A 16,091-nucleotide genomic window follows, 5' to 3' on the forward strand; every position below is an offset into this window, starting at 1 on the left:
GAGGGATAGATGGCAGCCTATATATTTCGTCGCTTATTCTTGGTGATCCCCACGCTGTGGGCGATCATCACCATCAACTTCTTCATTATTCAGATTGCACCGGGAGGACCGGTGGAACAGGCTATTGCCCAGTTAGAAGGGCATAGCTCTGGCATTATGGAACGTTTTGCTGGTGGCGGCAGTGAAGTTGACCTTGATGTAGGCAGTGACGCTAACTCGACGGGTTATAAAGGCTCACGAGGTCTCGATCCAGAAGTCGTTGAGGAGATAAAAAAGCAGTTTGGTTTTGATAAGCCTCTGCATGAGCGATACTTTGATATGCTCAAAAACTACGCCACATTTAACTTTGGCGAAAGCTTGTTCAAAGGCGGTAATGTGATTGATTTAATTGTCGAGCGCTTACCTGTCTCTATCTCATTGGGCTTGTGGAGCACGCTGATCATTTACCTGATTTCCATTCCTTTGGGTATCATGAAAGCCATCCACCATGGCTCTCGATTTGACGTTTGGTCAAGTGCTGTCGTGATTGTTGGCTATGCGATCCCTGGTTTCCTGTTCGCCATCATCTTGATCATCTTGTTTGCGAGTGGCAACTACTTGAGTTGGTTCCCGCTTCGGGGGCTGGTATCCAGCAACTTTGAGCAGCTCGTTTGGTACGAGCAAATCATCGATTATTTTTGGCATTTGACGTTACCGATACTGGCGATGGTTATTGGTGGATTCGCAACATTGAGCATGTTGACCAAGAACTCTTTTCTCGATGAGATAAACAAACAATACGTTGTAACGGCACGAGCGAAAGGTTTGGATGAAAGAAGTATTCTCTACAAACACGTGTTTCGTAATGCGATGTTGATCATCATTGCTGGTTTCCCTGCGGCGTTCATCAGCATCTTTTTCACCGGTTCTATGTTGATTGAAGTCATGTTCTCACTTGAAGGCATTGGTTTGCTCGGGTTTGAGTCAACGATCCAACGAGATTATCCAGTGGTGTTTAGTTCTTTATATATTATGACGCTGCTTGGCTTGATTCTGAGCATCATCTCTGATTTAACCTACACCTGGGTTGACCCAAGAATAGATTTTGAGGCGCGTTAATGCTGACAAAAAAAAGACGTAATCCGTTAAATGAAGCGCGCTGGCTAAGGTTTCGAGCAAACAAACGTGGTTACTGGTCACTGTGGATTTTTATGACGTTATTTTTAATCAGTTTGTTTGCTGAGCTGATCGCCAATGACAAGCCTTTGCTTGTGAAGTATCAAGGAGGTTGGTATTACCCAGTCATCACTCAATATGCGGAAACTGAGTTTGGTGGGGAGTTTGAGACGGAAGCTGATTACACCGACCCCTATGTTGTTGAGCTGATCGAAGAAGAGGGGCACATCATTTGGCCTTTGATTCGTTTTAGCTATGATACGATCAATTTCAACATCTCTAGCTCGGTGCCGTCTGCGCCCGATAGCGTCAATCTGCTTGGCACTGACGACAAAGGGCGAGATGTCTTAGCACGAATCATCTACGGATTCAGGATCTCTGTGTTGTTTGGTTTTGTGCTGACCATCATTTCCAGTGTGATTGGAGTGATTGTTGGCGCTACCCAAGGTTATTACGGTGGTTGGCTCGATTTGTTAGGTCAGCGCTTTATCGAAGTTTGGTCGGGAATGCCGACTCTTTTCTTGTTGATTATTCTGTCTAGTTTCGTTGAACCCAATTTCTGGTGGTTGCTCGGCATTATGGTTTTGTTTAGCTGGATGAGTCTAGTTGGGGTTGTCAGAGCAGAGTTTTTGCGTTGTCGAAACTTCGATTATGTTAGAGCCGCGCAGGCAATGGGCGTCAGTGATAGCCGTATTATGAGACGCCATATGTTACCCAATGCGATGGTCGCCTCTTTGACTATGATGCCTTTCATTCTTTCCGGTTCCGTAACCACCCTCACTTCTCTTGATTTTCTGGGTTTTGGTTTGCCTGCGGGTTCGCCTTCACTGGGTGAATTATTGGCTCAGGGGAAAGCGAATTTACAAGCACCATGGTTAGGTTTTTCAGCCTTCTTTGTATTGTCGCTAATGCTAACCTTGCTCGTATTTGTTGGTGAAGCGGTTCGCGACGCCTTTGACCCTCATCATCAAGGGAGATAACCATGACCAAACCAGTATTAACAATAGACGGCTTATCTGTAGGGTTTGGTCGTGGAAAAGCGATCGAGCGAGTGACCAATCAGGTGTCATTGTCGATCAACAAAGGCGAGACGCTTGCATTGGTTGGAGAGAGTGGCTCGGGTAAGTCTGTGACCGCGAATTCAGTGTTGAAATTACTTCCCAATGGTTCATCCCATTATTTGGAGGGCAGCATCCATTTTGATGGCATCGACATGCTGAGCTGCTCGGAGAGGCAATTAAGGGGAATTCGCGGTGGTAGGATCGGAATGATCTTTCAGGAACCTATGGTATCGCTTAACCCTTTGCATAAAGTGGGCAAGCAGTTAGTCGAAACACTCTCGATTCATCGTGGTGTGCGGCAAAAGCAAGCCGAAATTTTAGCTGTCGAGTGGTTGGCTAAAGTTGGCATACGTTACCCAGATGTAAAGATTAATGCCTATCCACATGAGTTATCTGGCGGTGAAAGACAGAGAGTGATGATTGCCATGGCTCTTATCAATGAGCCTGAGTTATTGATTGCAGATGAGCCAACAACCGCACTGGATGTCTCTGTGCAGGCGCAGATTTTGGACCTGCTAAAAGAGCTGCAACAAGAGTTAGGCATGGCGATGTTATTTATTACCCACGATTTAAGTATTGTTCGGCGCATCGCAGACCGTGTAGCCGTCATGCAAAATGGTGAGCTGGTAGAAGAAGCGGACTGCCAGTCACTCTTTGCCATGCCAACACACCCCTATACCCAAAAGTTAATAAACTCAGACCCTAGAGGTTTGCCCGTTCAAGTCTCCGCTGATGCCAGCAACCTGTTATCTGTCGCCAATCTTAGAGTATGGTTCCCAATAACGGGTGGCCTGTTTAAACGTGTGGTATCGCATATAAAAGCCGTGACTGACATGAAGTTTGATTTAAAGCGTGGTCATTCGATTGGTTTGGTTGGTGAAAGTGGATCTGGTAAGTCAACAACGGGAATGGCGATTCTGCGTCTTGTTCATTCCCAAGGTTCGATTTCTTATCAGCAGCATGAACTGCAAGGCTTAGATCGTAAAGAGATGCTACCGTACCGCAGTAAAATGCAAGTGGTGTTTCAGGATCCGTTTTCAGCTCTTAACCCGAGAATGTCTGTGGCCCAGGTAATCGGTGAGGGGCTGCGTGTTCATTATGATTATGATGACCCCATGGTCGACAAGATGATATGCGAAGTGATGGAGGAAGTTGACCTCGATCCTGAGACTCGCCATCGTTATCCCAATGAATTCTCAGGAGGTCAGCGCCAGCGTATCGCGATAGCTCGGGCGTTAATTTTAAAGCCTGAGTTTATTTTACTGGATGAGCCCACATCGTCATTAGATCGCACGGTTCAGGCGCAAGTCCTGGACTTACTGAAATCGCTGCAACAAAAGTATCAGCTGACCTATTTGTTTATCAGCCATGACTTGAATGTGGTCAAATCGTTATGTCACTACACCATTGTCATGCAGCAAGGCGAAATTGTTGAACAGGGAGAAACCGTGACTCTATTCCAACAGCCACAACAGAGCTACACCCAAAAACTGGTAGAACTCTCGAGTTTTTGATGAGCGGATGAAAGAGGCTGCCGTTAGACGGATATGTATTGACTTGCACTAGCGACAGAAAGAGGCTTAGAAAACCAGTAACCTTGGAGGAATGAAGCTCCCATTTCAGTGAAACGTTTCTGCATCTCGGCATTCTCAATACCTTCTACCACAATATCTACATTATGTGATTGGCACAATTGAGTGATGAAGGTTAGATATTCCATAGTGGCAGGGTTGTCGAGACATCGCCAAGCCATCAACTTGTCGACTTTAATCTGATTTAGGGGGAGGTCAAAAAAGCTATTGAGGGAACTGTAACCGGATCCGAAATCATCCAAGGAAAGTAAAAAACCATACTGACTCAAACGACTTAACTGAGATATCGCCCCTTTATTACCATCGAGAATGATGGTTTCGGTTAATTCCAAGACAATGTTTTTGGTTTCGACGCCATGCTGATCCGCGATTTGCTTGATCCGATCTGGAAACTGATGATTCAACAGTTGTAAAACGGATACGTTAACATTGACTCGAATATTGGTGCGATGAACGGATAAGTATCGCTTGATGAATTGACTCGCTTTAGAAAAGATAAGGTACCCTAGCTCAACGATCAGCCCCTTCTTCTCTGCCACTTCAATAAATTCATCCGGGTAAATTTCTCCAATTTTATCGCTTTTCCAACGAACTAACGCTTCGAAGCTGGCGACGCGATTTTTTTTAGCACAGATAATGGGTTGAAACTTTACCGATAGGGTTTGGTTATGAATCGCATTGGCCAGTTCGCGCTCGATATAGAAGTGTCGGTCAACTTTGCTTTTGGTCTCATTACTGTATACGCCAACTCGGTTACGCTTCTTTTCCCCAGCAAATTGACAGGTGCGAGCCGCGATCTTGATGATTTCCTCCGCTGCAAGTCCGATATCAAAGCTGGGGAAAATACCAATACTGATATCGGTACCATACATGTAGCTGCTACTCTGAAGGGATTCGAGATAAGTCTTGGCGATATTTTCACCGAGTTGGGTGAGTTCATTGGTTGAATATTGCCCTCTAACTAGCACGGCAAAATCATCAGAGCGTACACGATAGATATCAACGAAGTCATCCGTGAATGAATTTAACGCTGTGATAAGGTGTGACATCACGTCACGTAAAATGTGAGGACCATAAGCGCTGAGATAGGAACGAATATCGCCAATCTGGATGTAGACTAATGAATGCAAACCAGGCAGTTGGTCAACTAAACCGTCAATATCAATGTTCAGCTTCTGGCTGTTTGACAGCCCAGAGGCATTATCTCTAAATGCAGCCTGCTGAACGTAGGTTTCCATCAGTTTTCGATCTGAAATATCACGATGACAACCAATCATAAAACGATTGCCATTGATGGTTTTGGTCACTGCGGTACCTTCAACCCAAACATATTGACCGGCCTTGTTTTTTACTCGGTATTGAGTCGAAATCTTACGATTGTCTTCTTGGATGTGTGCGTCGACTGCATTTTTTAACATGGCTTTGTCCAGCGGATGAACAAGATTGAGCCACGCATCGAGATGGCACTGCCCTGAGGCTATATCATAGTTTTCATAAAACGTCGGATTGTAAAAAAAGATTCTATCATCGTCTGTCATATAGAAAAGACCATCATTAAACACGTCGAACATATGCTTAAAGTGGTTATCCATTAGCTGATCAAGTTCGGCGCCGCTCAGTGCAGCGGAGCTTGGTCTTTGTGATGTGTCACTAACAGACTGGCTACTTGAGACAGACGAAGCGTTCGATTGTGACGTTTTGTTTTTGATGTTATGTGACATGTAATTCGACGTACCTAAATCCATCACGCGGAAAGCCTTCCATAAGCTAAAGTTATGAATTTAAAAATATATTCGGTGTAACCTATAGTTTTAACATGAAATATTTGTTGAGCTCCAGCAGTGAGTCAAGTATGAGACAGTAATTTTGATCTTTTATTGATATGCGTTCATCTTTTGCACTTAAATACTCTTATTTTAGCTGAGTAATTGGTAAAAATGAGACGTTACCCCTTTGTCTTCAATGAGGCTTTGTTAAATCATCTTAAAAGGATGATTAAGCAGTCAGCATGAGAAGCAGATTATGAGATGTGAAAGAGAGAACTGTGCATAAATTCACCAAACCATTTCTTATTTAAATTACATATATATCAGTTATTTATAGGGTTTCTGCAATTGTTTGATTTTGACAGAACTCTGATAAAACTATCGTGTTAATCCGTTCCTAGTTTCTATACCCTAACCAACCATTTCTCAAGATGAAAACAGTTGAATAATGTTCGGCCAAATCCAAAACGTGAGCCAAGCGGGCGTACTGATCGCCGACGAATCTCCATTGGTCATAGCTAATCTAAAAATGCTGCTCAGAGAGTCGGGCTTTAGTGACCGTTTGATCTATACGGCCAAGAATGTCGGCTCGATTTATAAAACCCTTCGAGAGATTTCGATCGACTTGTTTATCTGCGACTATCGGTTTGGCAAAGTGCTCACAGGTAAACAAATTTTTGAAGAATGCCGCTATCATGGATTGCTTCGTCCTCAATGTGCATTTGTCATGCTCACTAGCGAGACGAATGGAGAAGTGGTGCGTTCAATTCTTGAGGTGGAGCCGGATGAGTATGTGCTTAAGCCATATTCTTTGTATGCCCTCAAGAAGCGTATTTTACGTGTGTACAGGCGCAAGCAAGTGATGTCCTCATTGTTATTGAGTGCACAACAGTGTGATGTTTCGGATCTTGAGGAAACATTCTCTAAAGCGCTGAAGTGTTACCCTGAATACGCAACTCATATTCTGCGTATTCAAGGTGATCTATACCTCAGCCAGCGACTGAAGCGACAAGCGATAGCGCACTTTCAGGCTTGCCGAACAAAGCGCAATAGTCAATGGGCAACGACTGGTCATGCAATGGCTTTAATCGAAATGGGGGAGCCAAGTCAAGCGCAGTCTGTTCTTGAGCAATGGATTGATGATACGGGTAAACAACCTTCAGTAGTGTCAGATAGTATAGCGCTGTGTTGTTTACTACGAAAAGACCAGCGGGGAGCAAAGCAAGCCCTAGCTCAAGCGCTTAAGTTTTCCAAAGGCAATGTACCTCGTATATTAGCGTATACTCGACTGTGTGAAATCGAAGATAACCTCGAGGAAGCGATGAGTGGTTTTGCACTATACCGTCAACAAATTGCCAACACTCGCTACAACACCTTATCGAGTGCAATCTATGCTTTGCGATTAAAATTGACGGTTGCAAAGGCGCAAGGATGTTCTATCTCAATATCAGCGCAGAATGAATTGCATAAACTCATGAAGGTCGACTTATCTGAAAATGAGAGACTTGCATTGACGTTGGTCGAGGTACATATTGAATTGCACGATAGCAACTATAAAGTTGCTCGAATTAAGCTGGCTGATTTGCTCAAGAACTATCATCAATTAGATTTGTCATGGCTCCATTACCTGTTGTATCTGCTCTACGAGACAGACAATTACCATTGGTTTGATCAAGTAACGAATTGGGTTCGCAATCGCGTGATAGATGAGACACCTTCACTGGAAGCATGCTCTTTGCAGCTTATGCTGGAGAATCAGATTGAACGTAGTCGAAAACGTAAGTCCACGTTAGATCGTCTTCTATGGCAAGTTGATCAATATGCATTTCAATCAACAGAGAAGGCGATCGGACTCTGCATAGAAGTATTTAAATCTAGGCGTCAATGTGTGCAGGTAGCCAATAAGTTATTGTTACTACTTAACCGAGAAATCCCCCAAAAGATTGGGCCAGAAGAGGTAAAAAAGGCGATCTTTGACTGCCAAGCCGCGATTAGCTACACATCGAGTTTAAGAAAGAGTGAGCGGCTTGATGCACTGAAGCATCTCAATCTGGCGAAGCAGAAATTCAATCGCACACTGTCGACAGTATAATTCTTGCCGTGCATCAGGATAAGTTAAATGGCAGGCCTGTCTCGCCACAAGTCAATCTTGATCTGAGACGGTTATATTCCATTTTCAAAATAGGCTTTGATAATGCTGTCAATCTCACCAGTTTCTTTCAGCTTGTTCAGTGATTGGTTGAATTTTTTGATGAAATCTTTTTTAAAGGGATAACTATCAGGGGCACGGTTGGTAAAACCAAGATAGCCTTGCTCGCTGCTGACTACTGCACCGAGTGTGAGTTGCCAGTCCTGTGGTAATAAGCCCTCATTGGTCATGCGCTTAATTTCCCATAAAATCGACAGCCTATCGTTCATGTAGCAGTCAGTTTTCTTCTCATACAGGTTGATGATATTGGGGCGATTCCCCTTGGCTTCTAAAAGAGTGATGTCTCCTGACTTAACGGCATCCCAAAATGCCTGCCCACCAAGCGCGAAGGCCTCATTGACACCCACTGTTAACCCTAGATAATCCTGGGGCCACTCAGTTAAAGCGCGTTCTTTTGTCCTCTCTGGGTGACAAAATACGACCACTTCCTCATCAAGAATAGGTTTGGAATATGGAGAAATATAACGGCGTCGATCGGAATAATAGTAGGGAGGGTAGAGTGCAAAGCCTTGACCCACTTTAAGCATCTTGAGGCCGCGCTTCCATGGGACAGGGACCAATTCTATATCGTAGTCCGGCATTTGTTCGAAGACTCGACGGAGTATGTCACTGTAGATGCCTTTGGCAACCCCATCCTCACCGTAACTGTAAGGAGGGTAGGAATCGTCTCCATACACCACAACTTTCGTTGGTGGATGATAAGCCATTGTTTGCCATGAAAATAGCAACAGAACAAGTGTCCATTTGAGCAAAGCGAGTACCCTTACGATGCGGTTTCTATGTTTAACTTTAGTTTATTTATGAGCAGATAGGCATTAGACTCAGTTTTTTTCCAAGTACCGTTGAAACAAAACATGACAGATGACTACGAAAATGAGCAAGAAATTGAGATCGAAGCAATAGGGATTGAGGTTTCATCTCAGCCAATTGAACTGTATAAGGTATTCAAAATTGCCAACCTTGTTGGCGGAGGTGGTGAAGCGAAACACATTATCTCAGAGGGTTATGTGGCTGTTAATGGAGAACTTGAAACCCGTAAACGTCGTAAAATGTACGATGGTGACTTCTTCGAATTTAACCAAGAGTATTATGTTGTTGTCTGCGATGCCCCAGTGACTGAAGAGCAAGAAGAGGCTGCTAGCCAGCCAGCACTTAGACCAGATAACAAGAGTAAGTCATCACAAAAGCGCAAAGCCCACAAAGACAAAAGCGACAAGAAGAAAGAGACCAAGAAAAACGAAATCGGGCGTTCAAATATTGATTTTCTTTAACGCTTAACCCTTCAGCGTGCTCAATTCTAGAGCACGCAAATACACCACCGATAACCACCTAACTTACAGAAAATATTATATTTTTCCTTTCCATAACAAATGTAAAAAACGTAAAGCACTGATGACATCCTCATAAACGTAAATGATAATAGCTTGCATTTGTGATTATGGAGTCCGAACAATGAAATTGTCTACCGTCGCGCTGACCGCAGGATTATTGGCATTCAACGTCAATGCTAAATTAGTGGAAATTGAACACGCACAAGGTGTTACCAAGTTAGAAACCAACCCTAAGAGGGTTGTGGTGATAGGCCTAGGCGCATTAGATACGGTGAAAGCGTTTAATGTCAAACCGGTTGCGATTTCGACTGTTAGTATGTTCCCCGATTATTTGTCCGAATACCGTGACTATGAATTCACTTCTGCGGGGAGTCTTCACGAACCCGATTTTGAAACTATTTATACGCAAAAGCCTGATCTGATCATCATAGGTACACGTGCGGCATCAAAATACAAAGAGCTGTCTGAAATTGCACCCACCATTGTTTACGCTTCAGATGCCAGTAAAGGCTACTGGGAAAGCACCCAACAGCAATGGCGTAATCTTGGTAAAGTCTTTGAAAAGCAGGATTTTGTAGAGCAAAAAATTGAGCAGTTAGATAAAGAATTCAAATCGATTCAAGCCTCGAACAGCCAAAACGGCTTAGATGCACTCACTGTGATGAGCGCTGGCGGCAATATCACCACTTTCGGTGCGCAGTCACGTTTTTCTGCCATTTACAAAGATTTCGGTTTTCAAGAGTCGGTAAAAGGGATCAAAGAGAGCCGCCATGGCGACCTAGTCTCTTACGAGTTTATTCGCGAAACTGATCCCTCAGCTCTGTTAGTAATTGATAAGGATATCCTTATTAACAAAGGTAAAGGCAGTACAGTCAAACGTGATTTCGAAAATGAGTTGGTCAAAGCCACTCAAGCCTACCAAAACAAAAAAATGGCCTACCTAGACATCAATGCTTGGTATTTATCGATTTCAGGTATGCGCGCAACAGAGCAAATGATTGAAGACGTGAAAATCGCCTCTGGTATCAACTGATCCTCTTAACAAGATTTACGCCACCTCAAGCCAAAGTGGCTTGAGGTTTTTTGCGTCGTAAGGGTTTACATTGAAAAAACTGTTATTGGTTCTAATACTCCTGAGCGGATGTTCAATTTTTGTTGGCGTTGGGCAACTGAATGTCGCTGGTTTAATCGCAGGTGATAGGGACAGTTGGCATTTGTTGCTCGCCAGTCGTATCCCTCGACTGGTCGCTGTGCTATTGGCTGGTGCAGGGCTGAGCATTGCTGGCTTGATAATGCAGCAGATCAGCCAGAACAGATTTGCTTCGCCGTCCACCTCTGGGACTATTGAATGTGCGATGCTGGGATATGTACTTAGCTTAGTGGTCTTTGGCAATGGTCAGCAATTGTGGTTGATTTTCACCGTTTCAATGTTGGGCACATTACTGTTTGTACAGTTCATTAACCGCATTCAGTTTAAGAATGCAGTGTTTGTCCCGCTTATTGGAATCATTTTTGGTAACGTGGTCGATTCGCTCGCGACATTTGTCGCCTACAAATACGATGCATTGCAAAACCTCTCGAGTTGGACAGTGGCTAACTTTGCCAACCTGCTACAGGGCGATTACGAGCTGCTTTACATTGCTGTGCCAGTGGCCATTTTCAGCTATCTGTATGCGGCAAGGATTTCGGCGGTCGGGTTAGGGAAAGATTTCGCTGTCAACCTAGGTTTGAACTATCAACAAGTGCTGATTATTGGTGTTTTGCTGGTCTCCGTGATGTCTGCTTCCGTGGTGATGATCGTAGGGATGTTACCTTTCCTTGGCTTGATTGTTCCTAACTTGGTCAGTCGATTTTATGGCGACAACCTGCGTCGCAACATTCCGCTTACTGCGATTATCGGTGCTCTGATCGTCCTTAGCTGTGACCTCGCAAGTCGATTGATTATCTTCCCCTATGAAATTCCAATTTCGACCATTATCAGTATTTTAGGCGGTAGTGTGTTCATCTACTTCATCTTAAAGGGACACAAACATGCAGGATAAGATGAAGCTGATAGGGCTAGTGGTCACTGCACTGCTGTTTTGCTTTTTGTTTATTGGAATCGGATTAAATGCCGACAACTATCAGTACTTTCTTTCTCGGCGTGTGCCGAAAGTATTGGCAATGATTGTTGCCGGTATCGCGATAGGACAGTCATCGTTGGCTTTTCAGACCATCACGCACAACCGAATTCTCACGCCGAGTATCATGGGCTTCGACTCGCTGTACATGTTTACTCAGGTACTGGTTGTGGTCATATTTGGTGGCTTGAGCAGTATCGCGATGAATGCGTATTTTAATTTCAGTGTGTCTGTTGTAGTTATGCTGGCTTTTTCCTTGTTGTTGTTCAGTTTCTACTTCAAAGGAGAAACACAGAACTTAATGGTCTTGTTGTTGCTAGGCGTGATATTAGGACAATTGTTTGGCAGCGTTTCCTCCTTCTTTATTATGTTGATGGATCCGAGTGACTTCGCGTCGGTACAAGCCAACATGTTTGCCAGTTTTAACAACATCAGCGTTGAACTTGTCTACTTGTGTACGCCGCTGCTTTTGTTAATTAGTGCACTGTTGTACCGAATGAACCGTTTGCTGGATGTCTTCTGGTTAGATAAAGATAATGCCACTAGCCTCGGGGTTGATGTGAAACGGACGACGCTGTGCGTTTTGCTATTGTCGGCCGCGCTGATCGCTATTTCGACTGCATTGGTGGGGCCGATTATGTTCTTTGGTCTTTTGGTGACTAACTTGACTCGTGAATGGTTCAATAGTTATCAACATAGAGTTTTGTTGCTGGGGGTCTCTCTACTTTCAGTTGTCGCTCTACTGAGTGGTCAGTGGATAGTAGAAAAAGTATTTGGTTTTTCGACGACACTCAGTGTGGTTATCAACTTTGTGGGCGGTATTTACTTCCTCACTATGTTGCTGCGTAACCGAATCATATAGAGGTTTTATGATTAAATTGCAGAATTTGACCAAGTGGTTTGGTCAATCAAAAGTCGTCTCTGATGCCAGTGCCGATTTTGAAAAGGGTAAGGTGACGTCAATCATTGGCCCGAATGGTGCAGGTAAAAGCACCTTACTTTCAATGGCAAGCCGACTGATCACTCAAGATGAAGGGCAAGTGTTCATCGACTGCAAATCTTTAACAGATTGGGATACCAAAGAGTTGGCGAAAAGACTGGCAGTGCTGCGCCAAGCCAACAACATTACAATGCGATTTACCGTGAGGGAAATGGTGTCATTTGGTCGATTTCCATACAGTCAGGGTAAGCTTACGGACGACGATCAACAGGTGATCGAAACATCGATATCTTATCTCGATTTGTTGGACATCCAACATAAGTATCTTGATGAGCTGAGTGGAGGTCAGCGACAACTGGCTTTTATTGCCATGGTGATGGCGCAAGATACAGATTATGTTTTTCTGGATGAACCTCTGAATAACCTCGATATCAAGCACTCATTACAAATTATGCGCAACGTTGGACGCCTCGCATATGAGATGAATAAAGCCGTCGTGGTCGTCATTCATGATATCAATTTTGCTGCGTGTTATTCGGACAATATTATCGCGCTTAAGAAGGGGAAAGTGGTGGCTCAGGGGACGGTTAATCAAGTGATTAAGTCAGACATATTAGAGAAGATTTACGAAACGCCGTTTAACATCATTGAAGTCGATGGTAAAAGGATGTGCACCTATTATTGACACCAAAGCGCTATCGACAAAACCTTGATTCGATAGCGCAGTTTTTGTCTATTAGCTCAGGCCGCCGATGTGGCCAGCTTCATCCAGATCAAGGTTCATAAAAGCTGGTTTTCCTGGTAGTCCCTGCATGGTCATGACATTACCACACAGGGCGCAAATGAACCCCGCTCCCGCACATAACTTTACTTCTCTAATAGGGACGTCAAACTGTGAGGGAGCCCCTTTTATAGAGCCGTCAGTAGAAATAGAGAGTCGCAAGCCTACTGCCAAGTGATCAAAGCCATGTTGTTTGAACTCGGCTAACGGTTGCTTGGCTTTGGTGGCGGAAAGGATGATCAGTCTGACTTAGGTTAGATAGCAAAAGAAAGCCCTGCAAAGCAGGGCATTCGTCGTTAAAACCAATCATCCTCGGGGAATAGTTTTCCCTCTGGTGCGTAGGGGTCATCATCGAAAGGTTGTGCGGCTTTGCCCCGCAAACTCTCTAATTGATGCTCAAGCATTTGTACCGTGTCGTAATCACCCTCTGAGCAAGCTACATAGATTTGTTGCTCAATAGCGCGAATGTTATCTCTAATATTCATGCCCACCTCCCGCGTTTGAAAACGCTCGGTTGAACAGTTCTACCTATTCTCAAAACGATTATAGTCAAGTAGCCCAAATTCGACAGGCTGATTTTCTTTGTACCAAGCGTGCACTTGATCGCTGAAAGGCCAGAATTTGTCTGAGCTACGACGGATTGCGAATCTATCCAATAACTTAACGTAATCGTTCTCCGAGCGAACATTGTTAATCATGTCGACGAGTTGAGAAATCTCGTTTTCATTTAAGGTCAAATACGCAGCTGGATAACTTCCGATCACTCCTCTCACTAAGGTGAAGTCATCATTTTGATAATCACGATTGGCTTCTTCATCAAACAAGCTGGAGACGTTGGTATGCGCATTATTGTGAAGTAGGGTGAACAGCTGACTGTCCCCGGAATCAGACTCAATCATTAGCATGATGATCTGAGGGAAGTAACGTAATCCATGGCCTTTAATGCCATCAATACTCTGCAACACGGCTTCATTCTCTGGTTTAAAGCCAGTTTGTTCGATCGCGTATCGATTGCTTAGAACAGAAGAAAGTTGGGTTCGTAAAATATCGTACAGTTCATGTTTGGGATCGCTGGTCTGATAAGGGACCTGAGTCGGTTGGTCAAATGGCTTCACATTGCGTTGCAAGAAGTCGCTCAACTGAGTACTTTGATTTTGGTACCAACTGGACTGTTCGATATGACGGACGTTTCTTGGTAGAAGAGCAACGAAGTTGCTTTCTCCTTCGAGTCTTAAAAAATCCATAAACATTCTCGTCATCAACTGATGACCAAAGTTGCCGTAGACATCAAACCCTGCCACCAGCAAATAGTGTATGCGTTCAATCAAAGCGTAATCCAAGACCCAAGCTGTCTTGGGAGGCGAGCCGACTAATCCCTGAACGACCGAGGCGCTATCAAAATGGCGGAAAACGGTTAAAGCGGCGTTTGGATTGGTTCCGTTACCTGACCATATAACATCGGTCGTTAAGTGCTTTCCACCTTTAAACCAGTGATTAATAAAGTCCGACTTAGCTTCAAGGTATCGAGCTTGTTGGCGGGAATAAGACATCCAGCTTGTGATAGGTAAAGTGTTACTCTCCAACTCGCCGGGGAGTTTCAAATTGTCTGCTTGCGAGCGATAGAACTCGTTCACTTCGGGAATGTCTGATTTATCAGGATCAAGGAAGAAGACCCAAAAGCGATCGTTGATAACGTTCAGTGCCAGTTGACCACGACAAACTGGCCCTTTTATGTAGGCGTTGATGGTGTTTTGTGCGTTGTCCAACATAAATTTGAAGCGAGATTTTACTGGCAGATCGATAAATGCAGTCATTGGATTTGCTGCGATTTCAGGCTCATATCCAGGGAGTTCAGCAACATCGTAAGCCGTGTCAACAAACCACTCTTGCCAATCAACCATCCGCTGACTATTGAGAGCGAAAGGCATATGAGTTTTGTCGACAATCGTCGCTTGCTCAGGAATTAGGCGGTAATAGACGCGGTCTACTTCTGGGTCATCGTAGGGTCTACGCGTTACGATTCGTTTAACGGGCTCACCTGGTGGGGTTTGAGAACGAACCAGCGTGAAAAATCGTGGCGCGGTTTCATTGAGGTCTGAGAAGTACAGATGTGACAAGAATAGGTGCTCGTATAGGTAACGCGCGGTGAGCTGCGCTTTGCGAGAACTTCTGTTGAAAAATAGCTCGTACTGGGTGACCAACGCAAGTTGCTCTGCAGAGAGAGGAATGGGAGCGCTCATGAGTGCGCCACCTTGGAGCCAGTTGATCAGTGTAGAGTACTCGTTAGACGATAGGTTAGGCATACCATAGGGCATACCCCAGTTAGGGTGATCCTGAACGTAACTATCATATTCTTCAACCGTCGGACAAATCTGTTGTCGATCAATCGAAAAATCAAACCCTTCAAGCTGAACTTGTTCTGGTTGAGGGTAGGCTTCTTTTTGCATCAACAACTTAGCCATGAGACCAGCTTCTATATTGGCAGTTGGCGTTTGAATGCGTTCATTGAGCACAGGGTGAAAGCCGATTGAACGCCATTGCTCTGTCGTTTGTGCATCTTCGAAAAGCCGAGTAGGTGTCGCTGCGGTTAGACGTGTCCCTTCATAAACCCTTTCTTTGCTGGCACCTCGGTCAATACCAGCCACTGAAGACATTTTAAGTTGGCAAGGAGCATCGTAACAGGCGTGGCAAACCACGCATCGGTTATCGATAATAGGCTTGACGTCGTTTAGGAAAAAATCACTTGATGAAGTAGCGATGTCAGCTTGTCTGTCCCTTGCTTGAGCATCGCCAAACAGTTGGTCGTAGTTGAGGCCTGCATAAGTCGCACAGCCAGCGAAGACAGTCACTAAGGAGAGAATCAAGAAAACGCGTATATTCATTTGAAAAATAACTGTATTGCCAAGGTTTGATAATTTCAGCAGACGGCGACAGAATTGGCAAATAAAACAATGTTCAAAATATGAGAAATTGTCTAAAAGTCGATAAAACACGGTGACTTAGCCGTACTTAAAGTAAATTAATTGCATAAAACGGGCGATTTTGGACTTGGTTATCACAGGCAAAGATACTGATCAGATAACGTGGGTGAACTTCAGGATTCTATTTGACTCACCTTCGCATACTACTTGAGTAA

The 16,091-nt window shown here is 44.2% G+C and carries 13 protein-coding genes and 1 pseudogene; 9 read left to right on the forward strand and 5 right to left on the reverse strand.

From position 1 onward, the window contains the following. The first annotated feature begins 9 nt into the window (after nt 1-9). Genes OH455_RS12505 through OH455_RS12515 form a run of 3 tightly spaced genes read left to right on the forward strand, consistent with a single transcriptional unit; the run spans nt 10 to nt 3,730 of the window. The gene (locus tag OH455_RS12505; RefSeq protein ID WP_045974619.1) at nt 10-1,098 is read left to right on the forward strand and encodes a microcin C ABC transporter permease YejB; all 1,089 of its coding nucleotides are present in this window, start codon (nt 10-12) and stop codon (nt 1,096-1,098) included. Continuing rightward, a complete protein-coding gene (locus OH455_RS12510; RefSeq protein WP_206369169.1) occupies nt 1,098-2,135 on the forward strand; it encodes an ABC transporter permease in 1,038 nt (345 codons plus the stop codon). The genes OH455_RS12505 and OH455_RS12510 overlap by 1 nt, the downstream gene beginning before the upstream one ends. A gap of 2 nt (nt 2,136-2,137) precedes the next feature. Next, nucleotides 2,138-3,730 carry an ABC transporter ATP-binding protein gene (locus OH455_RS12515; RefSeq protein ID WP_269981627.1) on the forward strand — a complete coding sequence of 531 codons (1,593 nt, stop codon included), beginning with the start codon at nt 2,138-2,140 and terminating at the stop codon, nt 3,728-3,730. 23 nt (nt 3,731-3,753) lie between these two features. On the opposite strand, the gene OH455_RS12520 is transcribed toward OH455_RS12515, so the two are convergent. After that, on the reverse strand, nt 3,754-5,529 hold the full coding sequence (locus tag OH455_RS12520) for an EAL domain-containing protein (RefSeq protein ID WP_443088604.1): 1,776 nt from the start codon (nt 5,527-5,529) through the stop codon (nt 3,754-3,756). 493 nt (nt 5,530-6,022) lie between these two features. On the opposite strand from OH455_RS12520, the gene OH455_RS12525 reads away from it, so the two are divergent. Next, nucleotides 6,023-7,666 (forward strand): response regulator, encoded by a 1,644-nt coding sequence (locus tag OH455_RS12525; RefSeq protein WP_269981628.1) that lies wholly within the window; start codon nt 6,023-6,025, stop codon nt 7,664-7,666. Nucleotides 7,667-7,737: 71 nt separating this feature from the next. On the opposite strand, the gene OH455_RS12530 is transcribed toward OH455_RS12525, so the two are convergent. After that, the gene (locus OH455_RS12530; protein WP_269981629.1) at nt 7,738-8,490 is read right to left on the reverse strand and encodes a substrate-binding periplasmic protein; all 753 of its coding nucleotides are present in this window, start codon (nt 8,488-8,490) and stop codon (nt 7,738-7,740) included. Nucleotides 8,491-8,637: 147 nt separating this feature from the next. Here OH455_RS12530 and OH455_RS12535 point away from each other — a divergent pair, with 147 nt between their 5' ends. The 5 genes from OH455_RS12535 to vctC all read left to right on the forward strand — a co-directional run bounded on the left by OH455_RS12535 (nt 8,638) and on the right by vctC (nt 12,859). Continuing rightward, nucleotides 8,638-9,054, forward strand: coding sequence for an RNA-binding S4 domain-containing protein (locus tag OH455_RS12535; protein ID WP_269981630.1), 417 nt, complete (start codon nt 8,638-8,640; stop codon nt 9,052-9,054). A gap of 181 nt (nt 9,055-9,235) precedes the next feature. Beyond that, nucleotides 9,236-10,147: a siderophore ABC transporter substrate-binding protein gene (locus tag OH455_RS12540; protein ID WP_269981631.1), complete on the forward strand. Its 912-nt coding sequence runs from the start codon at nt 9,236-9,238 to the stop codon at nt 10,145-10,147. 70 nt (nt 10,148-10,217) lie between these two features. Then, nucleotides 10,218-11,156, forward strand: coding sequence for an iron chelate uptake ABC transporter permease subunit VctD (gene vctD / locus OH455_RS12545; protein WP_045974612.1), 939 nt, complete (start codon nt 10,218-10,220; stop codon nt 11,154-11,156). Then, a complete protein-coding gene (gene vctG / locus OH455_RS12550; protein ID WP_269981632.1) occupies nt 11,146-12,096 on the forward strand; it encodes an iron chelate uptake ABC transporter permease subunit VctG in 951 nt (316 codons plus the stop codon). The genes vctD and vctG overlap by 11 nt, the downstream gene beginning before the upstream one ends. A gap of 7 nt (nt 12,097-12,103) precedes the next feature. After that, nucleotides 12,104-12,859, forward strand: coding sequence for an iron chelate ABC transporter ATP-binding protein VctC (gene vctC / locus OH455_RS12555; RefSeq protein ID WP_269981633.1), 756 nt, complete (start codon nt 12,104-12,106; stop codon nt 12,857-12,859). 51 nt (nt 12,860-12,910) lie between these two features. Here vctC and OH455_RS12560 read toward each other — a convergent pair. The 3 genes and pseudogenes from OH455_RS12560 to OH455_RS12570 all read right to left on the reverse strand — a co-directional run. Further along, nucleotides 12,911-13,177: pseudogene (locus tag OH455_RS12560) on the reverse strand (formate--tetrahydrofolate ligase); the annotation flags it as partial. A 74-nt stretch (nt 13,178-13,251) separates the two neighbouring features. After that, on the reverse strand, nt 13,252-13,440 hold the full coding sequence (locus OH455_RS12565) for a hypothetical protein (RefSeq protein WP_045974609.1): 189 nt from the start codon (nt 13,438-13,440) through the stop codon (nt 13,252-13,254). Between the two features lie 39 nt (nt 13,441-13,479). Continuing rightward, complete coding sequence (locus OH455_RS12570; protein WP_269981634.1) at nt 13,480-15,837, reverse strand: fatty acid cis/trans isomerase; 2,358 nt, start codon at nt 15,835-15,837, stop codon at nt 13,480-13,482. Between the last annotated feature and the right edge of the window lie 254 nt (nt 15,838-16,091).

This window comes from Vibrio sp. T11.5, assembly GCF_027587155.1.
GTDB classification, from domain to species: Bacteria; Pseudomonadota; Gammaproteobacteria; order Enterobacterales; family Vibrionaceae; genus Vibrio; species Vibrio neptunius.